The organism is Roseimicrobium gellanilyticum, from assembly GCF_003315205.1.
Lineage (GTDB): Bacteria > Verrucomicrobiota > Verrucomicrobiia > Verrucomicrobiales > Verrucomicrobiaceae > Roseimicrobium > Roseimicrobium gellanilyticum.
The window spans coordinates 402853-420241 of sequence record NZ_QNRR01000001.1 but is presented as its reverse complement, the minus strand read 5'-3'; the positions used below and the strand labels follow the sequence as shown (position 1 = coordinate 420241).

16 protein-coding genes are annotated in these 17389 nt (G+C 59.9%); 9 read left to right on the top strand and 7 right to left on the bottom strand.

Annotated elements, in window-relative coordinates:
* Positions 1–53 precede the first annotated feature (53 nt).
* The gene (locus tag DES53_RS01725; protein WP_113956481.1) at positions 54–3191 is read left to right on the top strand and encodes a PVC-type heme-binding CxxCH protein; all 3138 of its coding nucleotides are present in this window, start codon (positions 54–56) and stop codon (positions 3189–3191) included.
* A 126-nt stretch (positions 3192–3317) separates the two neighbouring features.
* Entirely contained in the window at positions 3318–5408 is a 2091-nt protein-coding gene (locus DES53_RS01720) for an FUSC family protein (protein WP_170156779.1), read from the top strand.
* Positions 5409–5526: 118 nt separating this feature from the next.
* Here the strand turns inward: DES53_RS01720 and DES53_RS01715 are convergent, their stop codons facing one another.
* From DES53_RS01715 to DES53_RS01705, 3 genes are read right to left on the bottom strand one after another with little or no spacing between them, the layout of a single operon-like run.
* On the bottom strand, positions 5527–6381 hold the full coding sequence (locus tag DES53_RS01715) for a sugar phosphate isomerase/epimerase family protein (protein WP_113956479.1): 855 nt from the start codon (positions 6379–6381) through the stop codon (positions 5527–5529).
* Positions 6382–6410: 29 nt separating this feature from the next.
* A complete protein-coding gene (locus DES53_RS01710) occupies positions 6411–7301 on the bottom strand; it encodes a leucine-rich repeat domain-containing protein (protein WP_113956478.1) in 891 nt (296 codons plus the stop codon).
* Positions 7298–8284 (bottom strand): ThuA domain-containing protein, encoded by a 987-nt coding sequence (locus DES53_RS01705; protein ID WP_113956477.1) that lies wholly within the window; start codon positions 8282–8284, stop codon positions 7298–7300. The genes DES53_RS01710 and DES53_RS01705 overlap by 4 nt, the downstream gene beginning before the upstream one ends.
* 108 nt (positions 8285–8392) lie before the next feature.
* Here DES53_RS01705 and DES53_RS01700 point away from each other — a divergent pair, with 108 nt between their 5' ends.
* The 4 genes from DES53_RS01700 (at position 8393) to DES53_RS01685 (ending at position 12445) form a co-directional block, all read left to right on the top strand.
* Positions 8393–9352 carry a TlpA family protein disulfide reductase gene (locus DES53_RS01700; protein WP_113956476.1) on the top strand — a complete coding sequence of 320 codons (960 nt, stop codon included), beginning with the start codon at positions 8393–8395 and terminating at the stop codon, positions 9350–9352.
* An 84-nt stretch (positions 9353–9436) separates the two neighbouring features.
* On the top strand, positions 9437–10747 hold the full coding sequence (locus DES53_RS01695; protein ID WP_113956475.1) for an outer membrane protein assembly factor BamB family protein: 1311 nt from the start codon (positions 9437–9439) through the stop codon (positions 10745–10747).
* Positions 10748–10883: 136 nt separating this feature from the next.
* Positions 10884–12080: a PQQ-binding-like beta-propeller repeat protein gene (locus DES53_RS01690; RefSeq protein WP_113956474.1), complete on the top strand. Its 1197-nt coding sequence runs from the start codon at positions 10884–10886 to the stop codon at positions 12078–12080.
* Positions 12081–12187: 107 nt separating this feature from the next.
* Complete coding sequence (locus DES53_RS01685) at positions 12188–12445, top strand: glutaredoxin family protein (RefSeq protein WP_211325411.1); 258 nt, start codon at positions 12188–12190, stop codon at positions 12443–12445.
* 126 nt (positions 12446–12571) lie between these two features.
* Here DES53_RS01685 and DES53_RS01680 read toward each other — a convergent pair whose 3' ends face one another.
* Positions 12572–12958 (bottom strand): hypothetical protein, encoded by a 387-nt coding sequence (locus DES53_RS01680; protein ID WP_113956473.1) that lies wholly within the window; start codon positions 12956–12958, stop codon positions 12572–12574.
* Between the two features lie 120 nt (positions 12959–13078).
* Here DES53_RS01680 and DES53_RS01675 point away from each other — a divergent pair, with 120 nt between their 5' ends.
* Positions 13079–14398: a Gfo/Idh/MocA family protein gene (locus DES53_RS01675; RefSeq protein WP_113956472.1), complete on the top strand. Its 1320-nt coding sequence runs from the start codon at positions 13079–13081 to the stop codon at positions 14396–14398.
* 33 nt (positions 14399–14431) lie between these two features.
* Complete coding sequence (locus tag DES53_RS33395) at positions 14432–14764, top strand: zinc ABC transporter substrate-binding protein (RefSeq protein ID WP_113956471.1); 333 nt, start codon at positions 14432–14434, stop codon at positions 14762–14764.
* Between the two features lie 26 nt (positions 14765–14790).
* Here DES53_RS33395 and DES53_RS01665 read toward each other — a convergent pair whose 3' ends face one another.
* A complete protein-coding gene (locus DES53_RS01665) occupies positions 14791–15369 on the bottom strand; it encodes a pyridoxamine 5'-phosphate oxidase family protein (protein WP_211325410.1) in 579 nt (192 codons plus the stop codon).
* Positions 15370–15503: 134 nt separating this feature from the next.
* Here DES53_RS01665 and DES53_RS01660 point away from each other — a divergent pair, with 134 nt between their 5' ends.
* Positions 15504–15962: a C-type lectin domain-containing protein gene (locus DES53_RS01660; protein ID WP_170156778.1), complete on the top strand. Its 459-nt coding sequence runs from the start codon at positions 15504–15506 to the stop codon at positions 15960–15962.
* A 29-nt stretch (positions 15963–15991) separates the two neighbouring features.
* Here the strand turns inward: DES53_RS01660 and DES53_RS01655 are convergent, their stop codons facing one another.
* Together DES53_RS01655 and pdxA are read right to left on the bottom strand one after the other, a co-directional pair.
* On the bottom strand, positions 15992–16357 hold the full coding sequence (locus DES53_RS01655) for a hypothetical protein (protein WP_113956468.1): 366 nt from the start codon (positions 16355–16357) through the stop codon (positions 15992–15994).
* A gap of 21 nt (positions 16358–16378) precedes the next feature.
* Complete coding sequence (gene pdxA / locus DES53_RS01650; protein WP_211325409.1) at positions 16379–17386, bottom strand: 4-hydroxythreonine-4-phosphate dehydrogenase PdxA; 1008 nt, start codon at positions 17384–17386, stop codon at positions 16379–16381.
* Between the last annotated feature and the right edge of the window lie 3 nt (positions 17387–17389).

The window sequence follows — 17389 nt, the reverse complement described above, 5'->3', positions numbered from 1 at the left end:
GGTTTTCTTGCGAAGACCCCGAAAGTTTCTCCGCACCACCCGTTCTTCTCATAATGCTCCGACGCTCAGCTCTCCCCGGCATCTCCACTGCTGCCGCCCTCGCCCTCTCCTGCGCCGCCCCTACCTTACGGGCGGACTTCCCCACGCCCACGGACAACCAGGCAATGACCATCCCGTATGCCAAGGCGGAGGAGTCGCTCTCGAAGATGCAGCTTCCGCCCGGGTTCAAGGCCACGGTGTTCGCTGCGGAGCCGGATGTGATGCAGCCCATCGCCATGACATGGGACCAGAAGGGACGCCTGTGGATTGCGGAGAACTACACCTACTCCGACAGCAAGGAGCGCTTCGACATGAAGCTGCGGGACCGCATCCTCATCTTCGAAGACAAGAACAACGACGGCCGCTATGACGAGCGCAAGATCTTCTGGGACGAAGCCCAGATGCTCACCAGCATCGAGCGCGGCTATGGTGGTGTGTATGCCATGTGCCCTCCCCACCTGCTCTGGATTCCTGACAAGGATGGCGATGATGTGCCGGACGGCCCACCGCAGGTGCTGCTGGATGGATTCGAGACGAAGGCCGACAGCCGCCACACCTTCGCCAACGGCCTGAAGTGGGGTCCCGATGGCTGGCTGTATGGCCGTATTGGCATCAGCAGCACCTCGTGGATCGATGTTCCCGGCACCCCGAAGGAGAATCGTCTCCCCACCGCCGGCGGCATCTGGCGCTACCATCCTGTGCGCAAAATCTACGAACCCTACTGCCATGGCACCACGAATCCCTGGGGCATGGATTGGGATGAGAATGGCGAAATGTTTTTCATCAACACGGTCATCGGCCATTTCTGGCACGGCATGCGCGGCGCGTTCCTGAAGCGCATGCACGGTGAGCCTCCCTATGAGCATGTGTATGGCCTCATCGACCAGCACGCGGATCACTACCACTGGGACACGGGCAAGAGCTGGACAGACTCACGCAACGCCTCCGGCAACAAACACGACGAGCTCGGCGGTGGTCACGCCCACGTAGGCATGATGATCTACCAGGGCACGAACTGGCCCAAGGAGTACCGCGGAAAAGTTTTCACCCTGAATCTTCACGGACGCCGCGCCAATGTGGAGCGCATCGAAAAGCAGGGCAGCGGCTATGTGGCCAAGCATGAGCCAGACATGTTCAAGACCGCCGACCCTTGGTTCCGCGGCATCGAAATTCAATACGGGCCGGATGGTGGCGTGTACATGCTCGACTGGAGCGACATCGGTGAATGCCATGAGAACGACGGCGTGCATCGCAACTCCGGTCGCATCTACAAGATCACCTACGGCGATGCCGTGAAGCCCAAGGAAGCGGACCTCACGAAGCTCAGCGATGAAGAACTCGTGAAGCTCCAGCTCAGCGACAATGAGTGGCTGGTGCGCATGGCACGGTGGGAACTCCGTGAGCGCGCCATCAAGGGAGGCAACCTCACTGCGACCATCAAGCAATTGCTGGCCATGCACGATGGCGCGTCAGATACGCGCACGAAACTCCGCTCCGTGTGGACTGCAGGCTACATCTTCGACGCCTCCTCCAAGGAAGTGATGAGTGCCACGATGGCAGACCTAAAGTCCCACCTGGATCAATGGCTCGCCTCCAAGGACGATGCGCTGAAATCCTCGGCCATCCACTTGGTCTACACCTACAACAAGAAGATGGCAGGCGCGATGCCTCCAAATGCTTCTGAGAAGGACAAGGCGAACATGGAGAAGTATTTCGAAGAGCTCGCCGACACAGCCGTCACCCACATTGCGGCATCCACTCCCCGCCAGCGCCTGGCCTGGGCCGAAACGCTCTCGGTGTGGAATGATGCCCAGAAGCTGAAGCTTGCCAGCGCCCTCGTCGCTTATGGAGAGGACGCCAAAGACCACAACCTGCCGCTCATGTACTGGTTTGGCATTCGTGACCTGCCTGCCACGGATCTGGTGAATCTCGCCAAGGGATGCCGCATCCCGCTGGTCACCGAACTCATCGCCCGCCGCACTGCTGAGGACATGGAAACCAATCCTGCGGCGCTCAACACGCTGCTGGTATTTGCCAAAGACCAGGAGGGACGCAACATGCTCGACACCACCGATGCCATTCTGCGCGGCCTCACCACGGGATTCACTGGCTGGCGCAAGGCACAAAAACCAGAGGCGTGGGATAAGTTCTCTGCCAGAGTTGCCTCACTGAAGTGCGACACATTCGACCAAAAGCTGCGTGACCTGAACGTCCTCTTCGGCGATGGACGCGCCCTCGACGAAGTGAAGCGCATCGTGAAGGATGGCAATGCTGATGTGAACGCCCGCATGGCCGCGCTGAAGACACTCATCGATGCCAAGGATGCGGATCTCCGGAAGACCTGCGAATCCCTGCTGGATGTGCGCAGTCTGAACACGGTGGCCGCACGTGGCCTGGCCGCGTTCGATGACCCGGCCATCGGCGAACTGCTGGTGAAGAACTATCGCAAGTTCTACCCCGCCGAACGTCCCGCCGTGCTGGACACGCTTGTGTCGCGTCCTGCATTCGCCGCCGCCCTGCTCAATGCCCTCGCCGCCGGCCGCATCGAGCGTGCGGACGTCACTGCCATGCAAGCCCGCCAGATTCGCGGCTTCAACGATGAAGCCCTCACCAAGAAACTGGCTGAAGCCTGGGGCGAGCAGCGTGAATCGAGCGAAGACAAGAAGAAGCTCATCGCCGACCTGAAGACCCGTCTTACCAAGGATGCCCTGGCAAAAGCCGACGTGAACGCGGGACGTCTTGTCTTCAACAACGTGTGCGCCGCCTGCCACACACTGTACGGCCAGGGGAATCACATTGGCCCTGACCTCACCGGCAGCGGTCGCCATGATCTGAGCTACCTGCTGGACAACATCGTGGACCCCAGCGCCATGGTTGCCGCGGACTATCGCATGACCGTGATGACCCTGAAGGATGGCCGCATCCTCAGCGGCAATGTGGCCGCCAAGACCCAGCGCACCGTTACGCTGAAAATGGTGGGCCAGGAAACCACGGTGGAACGCACAGAGATTGCCAAGCAGGAGGAATTCCCCATGTCCCTCATGCCGGAAGGCCTGCTCCTGACGCTGAATGAGCAGCAGCAGCGTGACCTTGTCGCCTACCTGCAGACTTATGCGCAGGTGCCCCTGCCTGCGGCTTCGGCGGCCAAATAGTCCTCGTCGAAAGCATCCTCTCCTGCGCACTCGTTTTGCCATGCCACTGGTTTGGCTATAGAGTGCGCAGGCAGCATGGCCTCACCTCACGACTCGACCAGGGCAGGGAAGGTTTTTGAGCACTCGATGCTCACGACAGATGTCGCCCGTGCGCTACGCAGCTCGCTGGCGATGGCCGGGGCCTGGTCTCTCTGCCTGCTGACGGGGAACCCCTGGGCAGTGATCATGGCGGCGCCAGCCGCGCAGAATGTGGCTCTGCTCGATGTCCGAGGTGACTATCGCGCACGGGCGGCGATTCTTCTCGTGCTGACGGCGGTGCTTGCCTGCTCGGCATGGGCGGGCGCCATGGCAGGGAATCACCTCATCACCGCCGTGCTGGCCATTGGTGTGCTGGCCATGCTCGCGGGGTGCTGGAGGTACCTCAGCGGAGACTACGGGCCAAACTTTGCCCTGGCGTCCGGACTCTTCTTTCTCCTGGCCATGTCCGAGCCGGGTGACTGGTCACATGCCTGGCACCTAATGGCAGCCACGTGCCTGGGTGGGCTGGGCGGCATTCTGGTGCAACTGGCCGGCTGGTTCTTCCGTCCGCAACATGCGGTGCGGCATGCAGTGGCAGAGACTTGGGTGGCGGCCTCAGATCTCGTGACGGCCATGCGCTCTGAAACGGATGATGGCAAGCCCACGGTGCAGCAGGTCCCCGAGAAAGAGGGGGCCCTGCGCGCCACCGTCGACCGCACCTTGCATGTCATCGCGACCACCATGGGCCAGCGCAGTGAGAGTCTGGCCGCGCATCTGGATGACACGACGCAACTGGCCGCACGTCTGGCCACCCGTACCACGGCTCTCCACACGGCCATGGAGACCCTGCGCTCGCGGGATGACTTCAAGTCCGTTGGGCCCAGCTTTGATTCTGCACTGCGGTCCCTCGCGAGCGCCTTGCGTTCTGGAGCACTCACCGTCATCACCCATCGGCCGGAGCAATTGATGGCACTCGATGTGCGCATCCGCCGCGCCGGTGACTTGCTCCAGGTGCTCGATACCCGACTGCAATCGCTGGCACTCCAAGATGAAGAAGTGCTGCAGGCCAGACAGATGCTTGCCATGGTGAGCGAGTTGCTACCCACAGTGCAATTGACGCTCCGGGAGACCGTCGACCACGGCACGCCGCAATCCGGATTTGCGCTGCGTCTGCCAGACCTGAGCGGCATGTCGATGCGTTCACTCGGCGCGTGGGTGAATCCTCCAGCCCAGTTCGACTGGACGCTGGTACGCTACACCTTTCGCGTCGCTGCGGTGCTCATGGTGGCGGTGGCGATTCATCAGTGGTTCCAGATTCCGCGCGGGCACTGGATTGCCTTCACGGCGCTGGTGGTGTTGCAGCCTGACTACGGCGCGACCCGGCAGAAGCTGGGTCAACGTCTCTTTGGCACACTCGCAGGCAGCACCGTGGGGAGCCTGCTTCTTTGGGTGAAGATGCCTGCCGCCGGTTTCATCCTCTGCGCGTCGGTCATGGCGTTCTGCTTCGCGTACTTCGTCCGTCGTCGCTACGGCTATGCCGTGTTCTTCGTCACCCTCATGATCGTGCTGATGACGGAGTCGATGATCCCCGTGCATCTTGACTTCACTGTGGAACGGCTGCTCGCCACACTCGCCGGTGGCATGCTCTCACTCGCTGCCGCTTTCCTGCTCTGGCCGAAATGGGAGCAGTCCCAGGCACCGCGCTACGTGGCCGCTGCTCTACGGGCGAATCGCAACTATCTGGAATCAGTGGTCGAGCACTTCGGGAAGGGGGACCGCTTCACAGGCGCCGCGGTGCTGGCCAAGCGCACGGTCGAGCGTGCGAACAGCCAGGCTGTGGCGTCCTTGCAACGCCTGCTCAGCGAACCCTCGAAGCGACGAGGTGACGTTGAGCAGATCGCGGCACTGACGACTTATAATCAGCGACTCACCCGCGCCATCACCGTGCTAGGTCAGCATTTGAATCATCGTGCAGGGGATCCGCTCGCCATTCCACACGCCTATGTGACCAGCATCACAGAAACGATGGAAGGGCTGGCAAAGAGCCTGGAGTCGGGTGTACCTTCACCGAAAGACTCGTGGCAAAAGACGGCGCCTCCCGCAAACATCTCACCGGACGATGCGATGGTCTATCGCCAGCTCGCCACGGTGGTCACTGAAATTGATGCGATGGCGCTGGCAGCTGGCGCAACAACGTAGAAGGCTTCTCCAGAAGCCTTTCAAAACGTCTGAAACGTAAACAGCCACATCGCAGAACGACGTGGCTGCCAAGGGGATAATCAGGCCGCAAAAAGGCTTCTGGAGAAGCCTTCTACAATCACTCAAAACCCTGCGTCTTCATGAACTTCAGACTCTGGGGAATCTGATCGATGGACGTGGAGGATTCGTCCTCGATGAAGTAATGCTGCACACCCACCTTCTTCGCAGCAGCGAGCACGGCAGGCCAGTCCGTTTGACCGGTTCCGAGCGTCACATCATTCTCCACATCCGTCTTGCCGGAGAGCGAGCCGGTAGCCACGTTCTTCTTCAGGTCCTTGAGGTGCATCAGCTTCCAGCGGTTGCCGTATTTCTCGAGGAGCTTCACCGGATCGTGACCAGGGAAGACAATCCACAGCACGTCCATCTGATAGCTCACGTACTCCGGCTTCGTCTCGGTGATGAGGAGATCCAGCAGGGTACCGCTTCCGTGTGGATGGAACTCATAACCATGCGCATGGTAGAAGAAGGTGATGCCCTCCTTCGCGAGCGCCTCACCGGCCTTGTTGAACACCGCAATGGCATCGCGGCATTCGGCTTCATCAAAGGCATCCTTGTGATCAATCCAGGCGCAGCCGGCGAATTTGATGCCGAGCGCCTTTGCATCCTTCACCACATTGGCGAGATCATTCTTGTAGCGTCCGTAGGGGAAGTGGCTGCTCACGGCCTTGAGGCCGCGCTTGTCCACCTCTGCTTTGAACTGCTCCGGTGTGAGGTTGCCCGTGCCAGCGAGTTCAAGTTCGGTGATGCCAAACTCCTTCACCTTATCCAGCACCCACGGCACGCCACGCAGGGCGGTCTGGCTGCGCAAGCTGTAAAGTTGCAGACCGGTGGTGGGCTTGGACGGAGCCTGGGCGTGCGAAAAACCGCACAGCCCGATGGCCAGAAGGAGAGAAAGGAATGCAGAACGTTTCATGGGATTCGTGAAAATGAAGGAATCGTAGCTTAAGAATTTCCACGCAGCTTGGCGAGACTCTTCTGATAGCGTTCCGCTTCTTGGGCAGATGGCGGGGTCCACTTGATCTCGCAGCCGGGCAGCGCCGCCTTCAGCTTGTTGATGTCCTCCTCGCTGGCGCCGACCTTGTCGAGCTCCAGTTTCTTGAGGTTCTTTAGTGTAGCCAGATGCTTCAGTCCACCATCATAGCTTACCACGACTTCGCCAAACTTGAGCGACTCCAGATTCTTAAACTTCGCCAGGTGCTCCAAAGCAGCTCCGCTCAACTCACCGTTGAATTGCGAGGCAACCACGAAGGCTTTCAGATTTCCAGCGAGTGGCAGGAGCGTGGCCACGTCTTCATCACTGGCCCCCATGTGGAAGAACTGAAGGGACTCCAACTGGGTAAGCTGTGCGCAAGCTTTTGCCGCTTCGCTGGTCATCTTCGTGCAGCCGCCGAAACGCAGCGACTTCAGCTTCGGCAAATCCTTGAGCGCGCCCGCTCCGCTGCCACTGATGATGAAGTTGTGATCCAGCGAGATGCTCTGCAGTTCTTTGCACTTCGCGAGCACGGCAAAGCCCGAGTCATCGAAGATCGTGGCGTTGAAATAGACCGTATGGAGTTTTGGCAGCTTCGTGAGCACCTCCAGCGCCTTGGCATCGGCAAACTTCGCCGTGCCACGCACCAGCGACATTTCCGGCAACTCCGGAAGCTTGTTCCACAATTCGGGCGTCCATTCTCCCTTCCCCCAGCCGATCTCCGTGGCGTGGTCACCAACCACTTTCACATTGAATTGACCCGTCCTGAGGGCATCGACGATTTCGGTTTCTGCACTCCACACCGCGGGTGCTGTAAGACTGAGAAGGGTGCAGAACGTCAGTGACAGTGCCTTTTTGTTCATTGGGAGTTTCCGGTGGTGCTGGCAGTAGGTGAAGTTGCGGCTGGCTGCGCGGGCTTGCCGCGGAGGATGAGAGCCTTGCGATCCCAGTTCTTCTTCAAATCGTCATCGCTGCAGGCTGGCACCGTGGTGCCTGCGTCCGGCACGGGAAGTTTCGATGCCCAGAGAATCGAATTCACCATGAAGCGCCGCTGGCTCTCGATGCCCCACGCGGAGTGCAGGTCACATCCGGTGAATCCCACGCTGCGCCCGCCATTGGCGCGTTCATAGGCCCAGGCGATGACTTCGGCGCGACCAGCGTGTGACTTCGCATCTTCCGTGGTGCGGGATTTGTCCGGTACCTGACCGGTGAGGAGTGGCGTCACGCCCCTGTCCGCGAAGTGCAAGTTGAAGAGCCATCCGTCCTTCGGTGCGGCAAAGGGCTTCACCCCGCGCGTGGTGTCATGTTGCGGGATGCTATCAAAGCTCATGTCCCAATGACCACGATTGCCAATGTCCTTCTGCCAGACACCCCCCATCCAGGACTTGAACTGAGCCGCCTGAGCTTCAGGCACCTCCACCGCCTGGTGCAGCATGATGAGCCCGGCGCCTTCATCCATGAGCTGGGAAATGCGCTGCCAGCGAGCAGGCTCCAACAAGGCAAACTTGTCACCCCCATCCATGTAGCAGACCACGGATTTGGCGCCCTTGAGAATCGACTCATCCTTCGGCCAGCCCTCCGCCACCATCACGGGCCACACACCGGGTTGTTGCTTCAGCCAGTCCAGCATGAGAGCGCAGCCGGCGAAATACTCGTGCTGTCCGGGTTTATTGCTGGGAGTGCCTGCCAGCAGCACCACTTTGGCCAGCGATGCATCCTTCGTATCCACCTCCAGAGGCACCTTCTTTTGCTCATCCGTCAGTTCAGCACAGAGGTGCGCAGGTGACAGCGTGATGAAGCCCATGCCAATGACGGCCAAAAGAGAGAAAGAGGAGAAGGTGGACATGACAGAAGGCTGCTAACGCTCCCGCCGTGCGCTTTCTTCAGGAGGAATTCACCCGCCGCCCGGGAGATATGCTTGCCGTGCTTCGGAAGCTGCCTGTACCTTGTCCCCATGCAAGCCCGCATCCTGACCCTCCTGGCCGCTGCCTATGCCCTGGCCGTCCCTCAAATTTTCGCCGACGCCGCTGCCGACGAAAGCTGGAAAAAAGTAGAAGCGGCCATGAAGAGCATCAAGCAGCCGGAGACACGCCCCAAGTCCCGGGAGGAGGCGGTGGAGATGCTGAAGAAGGGACTCGCCGAATACGACGCCGCAGCCAAGGCGTTTAGCGAGAAGGCACCGACCGATGCCCGACGCTGGGAAGCCAAGTACTTCGAGCTGGAAATCTCACGCGCCCGCGACTTCGTGGGCCAGAAAGATGCTCCCTCTGCGGACAAGCTGGCCGACGAAATTCTCAACGCGCCCGACGCCTCCGCCGAGATGAAGGCAAATGCCACGGGCATGAAGCTGGTCAACAGGGTCCAGAACCTGGACGAATCGCCCGGCGGCGAAACGGCCTGGGCCAAGGACGCCGAGGCCTATCTCAAGGCAAATCCCCAGAGCAAGTTTGCCCCGATGTTTGAGCAGAAGCTCAAATCCATCACCGCGCTCGCAGGCATCAAAGACAAACCCCTGGATCTGAAATTCACCGCCGTGGATGGCCGTGAAATCGATCTCTCCAAGATGCGAGGCAAGGTGGTGCTCATCGACTTCTGGGCCGTGTGGTGTGGCCCGTGTGTGGCGGAAATGCCGAACGTGCTGAAGGCCTATGAAAAGCTGCATCCCAAGGGCTTCGAGATCGTGGGCATTTCGCTCGATCAGGACAAGGCCAAGCTGGAGGCTTTTGTGAAGGACAAGGGCATGGCATGGCCCCAGTATTTCGATGGCAAGGGTTGGAAAAACGACATTTCCACCAAATATGGGATCAACAGCATTCCCGCGATGTGGCTGGTGGACAAGAAGGGCATGGTGGTGAGCACCAACGCACGGGGCAAGCTCGAGGAACTCGTGGAGAAGTACCTTGCGGCAGAGTAAATAATAAGGTCGCTTCGAAACCATTTATCCCGCACGGCAAGACATTCGTTTTGCCGTGCGTTTTTTTGTGCTCTCCTACCCTGCATGAAACTGCCCGCGCTCCTCACCACCCTGCTCAGTTGCGGCACGCTGCTCGCAGAGCCAGCGACCACCCCCCTCTTCTGGCCGGACCGCCAGGGACCCACGCGCGACGGGAAGATTCCGGAGTCCGAATGGGCAAAGCTGCCGCTGGAGTGGGACGAAGCGAGCGGCAAGGGCATTGCGTGGAAGACGCCCATCGAGAATGAAGGCCACTGCTCCCCCATCATCGGTGGGGATCTGGTCTGGTTCACCTCCGCCACCACAGATGGCCACAAGATGTACGTCTATGCCATCAACCGGCATGACGGAAAGATTGTCCACCACAAGCTTCTTTTCGAAAACGAAGCGCCGGAAGAACTGGGCAATCCGGTGAACAACTACGCCGCACCCTCGCCCACCATGGATGAGACCGGTGTGTACGTCCACTTCGGCACGTATGGCACCGCGAAGCTGGACCCCAAGACGGCCAAGGTCATCTGGCAGCGCCGTGACATCAATGTGCGTCACTTCCGCGGTCCGGGCTCCACGCCGGTGCTGTTTGAGAATCTCCTGATCCTCACCTTTGACGGCATCGACAAACAATTTGTCACCGCGCTGGAGAAGGACACGGGCAAGACCGTGTGGACGACCAACCGTACCACCGACTACGGCGACCTCGACAAGGAAGGCAAACCCACCCGCGACGGCGATCTGCGCAAGGCCTACGGCACCCCGACCCTGATGAATGTGGACGGGCAGTGGCAGGTCATCTCCGTGGGTTCCCGCGCCGCGTTCGGCTATGACGCCAAGACGGGCAAAGAAATCTGGACCATCCGTCACACCGAGTTCAACGCCTCAGCCCGCCCCGTGGTGGATGGCAACATCGTGTACATCAACACTGGTTCCGAGCGCTCCCATCTCACCGCGCTGAAGCTGGACAAGGACGCCAAAGGAGATCTCACCGAGACGCCACGCATCCTCTGGGACCGCGCCAAGCGCAATGCCGTGCTCTCCAGTCCCATCCTCCTGAATGGCCACATCTTCCAGGCCACCGGAGCCGCCGTGGGTACCTGCGCCGATCCCAAGACCGGTGAGGACGTGTGGAGCGAGCGCATCTCGCCAGGCAAGTTCGTCGCCTCGCCCATTGCCACCAAGGACCGCATCTATTTCATCAGCGACACAGGAGACGTCACCGTGGTTGCCGCCGCACCGGAGTTCAAGGTGATTGCCTCCAGCAAGTTCGAGTCTCCCGTCACTGCCTCGCCTGCAGTGGCGGATGGTGCCATTTTCGTGCGCACAAAGACGCATCTGTGCAAGGTGGTGCAGGCGAAATAGCTTTTGGCTGCTTCGCCGCGGCCAGTGACCCACCATCACTCACCTACTGTGGAGCGGGCGTCCCTACGGAACGCCCGCTCCACCGTTTGATTCCCTGCCCACCACTCACCACCTGCCACTACCCATCCTGCGTACCATGAGACACTTCGCTCTTCTCTGTTTCCTACCCCTCGCCAGCGTGATGGGGGCAGACTGGCCCCAATGGCGCGGGCCGGACAGAAACGGCATCTCCAAGGAAACCGACTGGAAGGTCGACTGGAAGGATTCCCCCAAGATTCTGTGGAAGGCATCCGTGGGCCTGGGCTATTCGTCCTTCGTCGTCGCGGACGGAAAGGTCTACACTACGGGCCATGCGGATGGAAAGGACACTGTCTTCTGCTTCGACGCAGTGACCGGAAAGGAAGTGTGGAAACACACCTACCCCGCGGAGCTTGGGGACAAGTTCTTCCAGGGCGGCACCACCGGCACCCCTACTCTCGCAGATGGAAAGCTGTATCACCTCAGCCGCTGGGGGGACATGTTCTGCTTCGACGCAGCCACGGGAAAAATCGTGTGGCAGAAAAACATCCAGCAGGAAACCGGACTCCGCCTCCCTGACTGGGGCTACACCGGAGCTCCGCTGATTTGGGAAAATCTCGTGGTGCTGAATGTCGGCGAGCACGGCGTGGCCCTGGACAAGGCCTCCGGCAAGGTTGTGTGGAAATCCCCGGACGAAAACGCCGGCTACTCCACTCCCCTGCCCTACCAGCAGGATGGGAAGACGCTGCTCACCTTCGGCTCGGGACGCGCCTACGTGGCCATCGATCCCAAGACAGGTGCGAAAGTGTGGGAGCACAAGTGGACCACGAGCTACGGCGTGAATGCTGCTGACCCCGTCATCCATGAGGGTCATGCCTTCATTTCCTCCGGCTACAACAAGGGCGCGGCCCTGCTCAAGCTCGGCGGAAGTGAACCGCAGGTGGTGTGGCAGAACCGCGTGATGCGCAATCAGATGAACGCCTCCATCCTCATCGATGGCCACCTCTACGGCATCGATGGCAATGAAGATCGCGGTGCCAGCCTGAAGTGCATTGAGCTGGCGACAGGCAGGCAGCTCTGGGAAGAGAAAAGCGCCGGGGCCGGAGCAGTAATCGCCGCCGGTGACAAGCTGATCCTCCTGTGCGAATCCGGTGAACTCGTCGTCGCCAAGGCCTCTCCGAAGGCATTCGAGCCACTCTCACGTGGCCAGGTGCTCGACCCCAAATGCTGGACCGTACCCGTGCTCGCCAACGGATTGCTGTACGGCCGGAATGCCTCAGGCAGTGTTGTGTGTGTCGATCTGCGGACAAAATAAATTGCATTGAGCGCAGGAATGAGGAAGCGCTGAACCCCAGCGCTTCATTGCCTGTCTCACTCCCCAAAAATTCACCCCCAAAAAAATCCAAATCTCAAATAACCCCCATGAATGTCCGCTTGTTTGTAAAGTCCGGTTGCCCCTGGTGCGATGAAGCGATGGAGTGGCTCGACGACCACGGCATCGAATACACGACACTGAACGTCTCTGCCGATCAGGAAGCCCGCGAAGAAATGCGCGAACTCACCGGCCAGACCAAGGCCCCGAGCATCGACGTGGACGGTGAGATCCTGGCCGACTTCGGCGCGGATGAACTTGAGGAATGGTGGGAGGAGAAGGGGTATCCGGTGAATCCAGAAAGCTGAGCGTCGTCGGCCAGCAATGCGGTTGGGAATAGCCGCAAAAGAACGCAAAGGACGCAAAAGTTTCCAGGAAGTCGGGTCTCCTGACCGGACAGCGGATGGCGGGTTTCCCAACCCGCCATTTTCGCGCTAGCCGGGAGAGTATTCCGTCGTCCCGTCGCCACCGATCTCCACAGTCACTTCTCGGGCAATAACCTCAAGAGACCCCGCCGCATTGAAATTAAGCCTGTAGTGTTTGTACCCCGCCTCAGGGGCACACTCGCGGCAATCGAAAAGCGATTGCATCCACTTCGACTGATGGATGATGTGGGTACCATCAAAGTGTTCCCCTTCCAACTCACCATCCCAATTGATCTCCCCCCAGCGATGAGCGATGGCATCCACGAACAACACCTGGGTGGGCTCGTCGTTCCATTGGGTGAAATGAATCCGCAGGTTTCCCTCGGTAGTGGTCAGGTCCGGCCTATTGGCATCGGCCACTGTGAATCCTGGTTCTATCAATTCGGCGGTCTCCATGTGCTGCGGCGTCCAAGGTAACCTCGCCGATTCGCTGGCGCATCAGGAAGATTCTTGACTGAATCCGCCACTCCGTCACGATTTCTCCCTCTCCACGATCCGCCTGCCATTCTCACGCCCATGCAACGCCGCCACTTCCTGACGACCGCCGCTGTCACTGCGGCCAGTGCCTTCTCCGCCGTGCCCATCCTGGCGCAGAAGTCTGGGAAGAAATACCGCACGGCGCTCATCGGATCCGGCTGGTGGGGCATGAACATCCTGCGCGAAGCCATCGCCTCCGGTCGCGTCACTGTGTGCGCCGTGTGCGATGCGGATGACAACGTGGCGGAGAATGCGGTGAACGACGTCAATGCCGAGAACGGCGAGACGCCGAAGAAGTACGAGGACTACCGCGAGATGCTGGAGAAGGAGAAGCCGGAGATCGTGATCATCGCAACGCCGGATCACTGGCATGCGCTGCAGACCATCGCTGCGGTGAAGGCGGGCGCCCATGTACTGGTGGAAAAGCCCACCGGACACACCGTGAACGAAAGCAAGGCGATGGTGCATGCGGCCAAAGACTCCGGAGTGCTCGTGCAGGTGGGCCTGCATCGCCGCATCGGGCCGCATCACGTGGAGGCCATGAATTTCCTGAAGAGCGGTGCCGTGGGCAAGGTGGGCATGGTGCGCTGCTTCGCCCACAGCAGAGGCGGTCCGGAAGCCCCCAAGGCCAACGTCCAGCCGCCCAAGGGCATGAACTGGGATCTGTACTGCGGCCCTTCCAACCTCCGCCCCTTTTGCAGCAAGATCCACCCCGGCGGCTGGCGCGGTTTCCTGGACTTTGCCAATGGCACCATGGCCGACTGGGGCGTGCATTGGCTGGACCAGGTGCTCTGGTGGAGCGGCGAGAAGGGACCCAAGACGGTGTACTGCACCGGCGGACGCGACATCGCCGGTCCCGCCATCCTGAATGACAAGGAGCAGACCACCGACACACCGGATCACCAGGTAGCCACGTTCGAGTTCGAAAACTTCACTGCCGTGTGGGAACACCGCCGCTTCGCTGGAAACGGTCCTGAACATCACAATGTGGGCTGCTACTTCTACGGTGAGAAGGGAACGCTGCACATCGGCTGGAAGGATGGATGGACCTTCTACCCTGCGGATGGCAAGACACCCAACACACATGGCGACTCCCAGCTTCAGGAGCCCCAAGGTGACGGCCACAACATCGGCGCCTTGTGGGCGGATCTGATCGATGCCATCGAGCAAAAACGCAAACCGGTGGCAGACATCGAGAGCGCCCACCGTTCATCGTGCCTGCCCCTGCTCGGCATGCTCTCATGGAAGGCTGGACGGAGCATCCGCTGGGATGCCGAGAAGGAACTCATCATCGGCGATGAAGAGGCGAGCAAGTTGTTGGCCCGGAAGTATCGCGGACCGTGGGAGTATCCGGTGTGAGTTCAGTCTACAGGCGAACCCATCATCGCAGCGATGACTTCCGCCAAGCAAGAGATCTATGAGTTCATGCTTCGCAGGACCCTTCCGCACCTGCGAAACGTCGCCTCACTGGGCTGGTGGCGTCGAATGCGCGACCGCTCTGCTTACTACGAGGCTGAGTTGATTCACAACCTGCCCAACTCGATGTACAAGCCAGAGTTCGTGGAACACGACATCCATTTTCTCAATTGGCAGGCACGCTGGTACTGCGAAAAATGTGACGTCAAATTGTCTTCGATGTATCCCCAGCAAGTCGGACTCATCCGGGGGCTGTTTGCATTGGTGCCTCCGGAAATGCGATCCCAGCTCAAGTGGTCGGGGCCATAAGACTCTTCAGGGCCCCGAGAACCGCCTCACAGCCTAATCGCTCCTTCAATCGAATCATCGAGCGTCTCACCAATCGCGGCGCCGATTATCATCTTGATTCCTGCGACCAGGTTGCCGTGCTTCACATCCCAGTAGTAGCCCTCGGTGGGGATGACTTCGATGACGGTGATGCGCGGATCCTGCTCGCCCTGGGTGAACCATGTCTTGATGATCGGTTCCCACAGTTCGTGAATCTTCACGGCATCCTGCGTCACCCGCGCCTTCCCATTCAGATGGAGAAATCCGGAATGCGGCGACGCCTGAAAATAGAGATGCGCTGAGGGGTCGCGGGCGAGTTCGCGATTGAGATGGCTGTCGATGGCGCTGAGAAACCAGAGGCTTCCGTTGTCATCCACCTTGCGCACGTTCATAGGCCGGGCGCCCGAGGAACCGGTGACCATCACCTTGGTACAGAAGAAGCAGGTCTGCGCCTTGCCGACCAACTCCCGGATCTTGTCGACCGCCTGCGGTCCCGCGAGGTCGTCGTGGTTGTGCTCGGGCTGGTTTTGATTGATGGAACTCATGTCCGTGGATCGCGGCATGGGTCCGCCGTGGCGGTGCGCCATCTGCCCCCTTGCTCCGGCGGTCCGTTTTGGTGTAACGTCTGATGAAAAGACCGGATCTCTGAAGCGTTAGGGTGTCCAAGGCCATGAATACAGCTCCCTCTTTCACACGCCGGTTTCTGTCGGTCCATCTGGTCATGATCCCCTGGATCGCGGCCGTCGGCATATTTTCGATGATGGCTTCTCTGCACGCTGCCGACCCCAAGAAGGCGGCGGGCATTCCCGAGGACGCCGTGTACTTCAACGGCAAGTGGTACAAGGCCTACGTCGACGGCTCCGGATGGAAAGCCAGCCAGGGAAAATGCCAGCGTCTCGGCGGGCAATTGGCCATCATTCCCAATCAGGAAACCCAGGCGTTCCTGAAAAAACTGGCCAATGGCCGGAAACTCATGATCGGCGCCAGCAAAGAACGCTCGGAAGTGTGGAAATGGATCGATGGCTCCGCCATGACTTTCCAGGCTTGGGACCGCGGCCAGCCAAACGATGTGAAAGGCAATGAGAACTATGTTGCCCTGGGCCCCAAAGGCGGCTGGGTCGATGTGGCAGACAGCACCGACTGGACGCAGGGGTACATCTGCGAGTGGAAGGCGAAGTGACGCTCCTGTTCATCGCCCATCTCGACGAATTATCGCACCACGCCAAACTTCTTCCTCTTTGAGGCAGTGTAAATCAGCAGTGCCAGTCCCAACGTGCTACCAAGGGGGAAATAGAGAAGCCACAGTACACCGAGGCTGATCATCCACCAGAGGAGCCATCGTGGTCGATAGCCCTGGCCGTCGACACAAAGTCCAAGAAGGATCATCCCAACGAACCCAGTGCACACTCCACCTTGGAGTTGAAAGGCCATGAGCACAATGCTGGCTCTGGCGAACTGCTCCTCGACATGGTGAATCTGGGACTTCAGCACGAAGTATTGGATCACCGTCCACAGCACGAGAAGAAGCGGTGCCACCAGAAAAAGGATGCCAGTGATAGCAAGAGCGCGTCTCATGGATTCAAGCCTTCAGCCTGCTCACCCACCCGCCAGCTTCACCGCCAGACGCACTGCCTGAATCATACTGCCGGGATTCGCTTTGCCCTGCCAGGCGATGTCCAAGGCGGTGCCGTGGTCCACGCTGGTACGGATGACAGGAAGACCGAGCGTGGTGTTCACAGCGCTGTCGAAGGCGAGGGCCTTCACGGGGATGTGCCCCTGGTCGTGATACATGCACACGAAGGCGTCGGTGGTCTTGCGCTTGGCAGGGACAAAACAGGTATCGGGAGGAAGCGGGCCTTCAATCTGCAAGCCCTTCGCGCAAGCAATCTCGATGGCGGGAATGATGACGCGCTCCTCCTCCTGATTTCCGAAGAGGCCGTGCTCACCGGCGTGGGGATTCAGGCCACACACCACGATCTTCGGCGCGTATCCGCGGATGCGTTGCAGGGCGTCCGCCGTGAGTTCGATGACATCCAGGATGCGTTCCTGCGTGAGCAGGGCTGGCACCTCAGCGTAGCCCACGTGCACGGTGACGAAGGTACAGGTGATTTCCTCCGAGTACTGCATCATGCACCAGCGGGGCGCGTGCGTGCGTGAAGCAAAGATCTCCGTATGCCCGGGAAAATTGATGCCAGCCATGTGCAGCGCCTCCTTGTTGAGCGGGCCTGTGGCCACACCAGCAATCTCACCTGCGAGCGCGGCTTCGATAGAGGCCTCGACATAGGCGAAGGCAGCGGCTCCGGTGTGGGCACCGATTTCACCTGGTGTCACACGATCCGCATTCAATGCAGGCAGGTCCAGAATGGCGGGCCGGTTCAGCTTCTTGCGGCGGCTCCGCCACTCCGCCGGCTTGAGGATTTCCGCCTCGAAAGGAAGGTTCGTAAGGGCGGCAACGCGCTTGAGGATCAACGCGTCACCAAAGATGACTGGCGTGCAGATCTCCGAGATGCTCTGGCGCGTGATGAGATGCAGGCACACCTCCGGTCCGACGCCAGCGGGGTCGCCCATGGTAAGGGCGATGATGGGTTTTTGTTTCGCCGCCATCTC